Here is a 3,402-nt window from a genome sequence, read left to right as displayed (position 1 = left end):
TCTTTTTGATATAAAAAATAATAAGGAACTTAAAAAAGCTTCTCAAAACCTTTCAGAAGATTTAAAAGATGAAATAACAAAATTAAGAAAAGAAATTCCTTCTTTTATGAAAAATACTTCTTCTCTTTTGGCTGTTTTACTAGCAAGCGGCGAGAAATACAGTTATGATTTGTTTAAAGAGATTTTTATTGATAATGCCATTATGAATAGATTTGCTTCATCTTTGATATGGAATCTATACGATAAAGATGATAATTTTGTAACTACTTTCAGATATTCAGCCGATGGAAGTTATTCAAACTGTGAAGATGAAGAAGTTAAAATTGATGATAATAGTTTTGTAAGTTTGGCAAGTCCTATAGAAATGGATGATGAAATTATTAATAAATGGAGAAAACAGCTTGAAGATTATGAAATAGCACAGCCTTTACAGCAATTAACAGTTATAAAATTAGATAAAGATAATTTGAAAAGCGAATTAGAAAAAATAGATAATTCAGAAATAGCTTATGGTACTTTCAAAGCTTTCGGTGCAAGATATGGAATGTATACTGAGTATGTAGGCTATGATGTTGTTTCAAGTTATTCATTAAAATCAAAGAATGGAGATACTTTTAGTATATATGCTAATGTTAATTCAAACACTGATTTTCATGACAGAGTGAAAATAGATATTTATTTTACTAATGAAAATGATGAGGAGGTTAGTAAAAGATTTATTTATACTTTGTTGGTATTAATGATTTGGGATTTTAGACTTACAGATTTATTTTAATTATAATATATAATTTTTAAATTTATAATTAGGATACTAGATTATGAAAAAATACAAACCAGCAACAAAAGAAGAACTCAAAAAATTAGTATTTACAGACGATATAAAACTTGATTGTGTAGATACAAGTCTTATAACGGATATGAGCAATCTTTTTCATGAAAGTAAAAGAAAAGATTTTGAAGGCATAGAAGATTGGGATGTTTCTAATGTTGAGGATATGTCTTATATGTTTGCATATATGGACTATAATTTTATTTTAGACTTATCAAGAATAGATTTTAATCCTAATTTAAATAATTGGAATGTATCTAAAGTAAAAAAGATGAGTAATATGTTTGCCTATTGTTCTAATTTTAATCAGCCTTTAGATAAGTGGGATACTTCTAATGTTGAAGATATGTCATTTATGTTTTTGGGAGCAAAAGATTTTAATCAGCCTCTTAATGATTGGAATGTTTCTAATGTAAAAGATATGAGAGGCATGTTTAAGTTAGCAGAAAGTTTTAATCAGCCTTTGGATAAATGGGATACTTCTAATGTTTCCGATATGTCTTTTATATTTAATATGGCAAAAAACTTTAATCAGCCTTTAAATAATTGGAATATTAGTAAAGTTGAAGATTTATCAAATATGTTTAGTTATTGTACATTTTTTAATCAGCCTCTTAATGATTGGGACGTATCTAATGTGAAAAATATGGAATGTTTGTTTGATAGCTGTGAGAATTTTAATCAGCCTTTAGATAAATGGGACGTTTCTAATGTTGAAAATATGTTTAGAATGTTTGATGATTGTAAAAAATTTAATCAGCCTTTAAATAGTTGGAATGTATCCAATGTAACAAATATTGCCTGTATGTTTATGTTAGCAGAAAGTTTTAATCAGCCTTTGGACAAATGGAATACAAAAAAAGTAATTAGTATAGCATTTTTGTTTAAATATGCAGATAAGTTTGATCATTATGAATCTTTAGAACATTGGAATTTAGATAAATTAAAAGATATAACTTTAATTTGTGATGATGAAAATAAATTGCATACAAGACTTAAAGTATATATGCAAGTTTTTTATCCTAAAGAAGATTATATAACTATAACAAAAGATAATGTTAAAGAAATATACAATCTTATTTCAAAAGATAAAAATAGAAGAATCTCCAGATTAAGAAAAAAACTTGAAAGTGATTTTTCAGGGGAACTTTCATCTGTTACAAAAGATTCTGATTTAAAAACTACAAAAAAATAATGAAAAATGATATATATATCAAAATTAAAGTCAGTTTGGAGAAAATTATGAAAAAATATAAACCAACAACAAAAGAAGAATTAAAAAGATTAGTATTCACCAACAACGGTATAAAACTTGGTGATATTGATACAAGTCTTATTACAGATATGAGCGACCTTTTTAATGAAAGTAAAAGAAAAGATTTTGAAGGCATAGAAGAGTGGGATACTTCTAATGTTGAGAATATGTCTTATATGTTTGCATATATGGACTACAATGTTTTGGGAAAATATTCAATGACAGAGTTTAATTCTAATTTAAATAATTGGAATGTATCAAAAGTGAAAAACATGATTTATATGTTTGCTTATTGTACATATTTTAATCAGCCTTTAAATAAATGGGACGTTTCAAATGTGGAAAATATGTCTGGCATGTTTTTGGGTGCTAAAAAGTTTAATCAGCCTTTAAATAATTGGAATGTATCTAAAGTGAAAGATATGAGCGATATGTTTCATAGCTGTGAAGCATTTAATAGACCTTTGGACAAATGGGATGTTTCTAATGTTAAAGATATGTCTAATATGTTTAATGTGGCTTTGAAATTTAATCAGAATATAAATAATTGGAATGTATCTAATGTTGAAGATTTATCAAAGACGTTTCGTTATTGTAAAGCTTTTGATAAGCCTCTTAATGATTGGGATGTATCTAATGTGAAAAATATGGGAGGTATATTTGAGGACTGTGAAATTTTTAATCAGCCTTTAGATAAATGGGATACTTCTAATGTTGAAAGTATGGAACATGCATTTAAAGCATGCGGTAAATTTAATCAGCCTTTAAATAGCTGGAATATGTCTAAAGTAACAAATATAGAGCATATGTTTGCTTTTACACACGAATTTAATCAGCCTCTTGATAAATGGGATACAAGAAATGTCATTAGTGTAATGCTGTTGTTTGCCTATGCACACAAGTTTGATCATTATGAATCTTTAGCAAATTGGAATTTAGACAGTTTACAAGCTATAAATATAATTTGTGATGATAAGGATATGGATAAATTACCTACAAGAATTCAAGTATATAGGCAGGCATTTTTTCCTAAGGCCGATATTATAAGTATAACAAAATTTAATGTTAAAGAAATATATGAGCTTATTGCAGATGATAAAATAAAAAAGTTGTAAGATTGAAAAAAAGACTTGAAAGTGATTTCTCATCAGAGCTTTCATTTGTTACAAATAATTATAATTTCAAAACTATAGAAAAAGCAGAAAAGTATGCTGAGAGAAATTACAATGCTAAAAAATATGATAAGAAACTTGAATTTATAAAGAATTGTCCTGTTCTAGTAAAAGATAAATCAAGAGAAGTGAATATAAATCTTATA

Annotated in this window: 1 protein-coding gene and 2 pseudogenes; all 3 read left to right on the top strand. The window is 26.3% G+C overall.

Going from position 1 to position 3,402, the window contains the following annotated elements; genetic code table 11:
- A partial coding sequence (locus KQ44_RS04400; RefSeq protein WP_143277874.1) for a DUF4132 domain-containing protein occupies nucleotides 1-775 on the top strand: 775 nt, incomplete at its 5' end.
- Between the two features lie 43 nt (nucleotides 776-818).
- Nucleotides 819-1,997: pseudogene (locus tag KQ44_RS04395) on the top strand (BspA family leucine-rich repeat surface protein); the annotation flags it as partial.
- 74 nt (nucleotides 1,998-2,071) lie between these two features.
- Nucleotides 2,072-3,402 (top strand): annotated as a pseudogene (locus KQ44_RS04390) (BspA family leucine-rich repeat surface protein); the annotation flags it as partial.

Origin of the sequence: Brachyspira sp. G79 (assembly GCF_002379365.1) — a bacterium.
Lineage (GTDB): Bacteria > Spirochaetota > Brachyspiria > Brachyspirales > Brachyspiraceae > Brachyspira.
The sequence above is the reverse complement of the archived record's forward strand: the minus strand, read 5'-3'. Positions and strand labels throughout refer to the sequence as shown.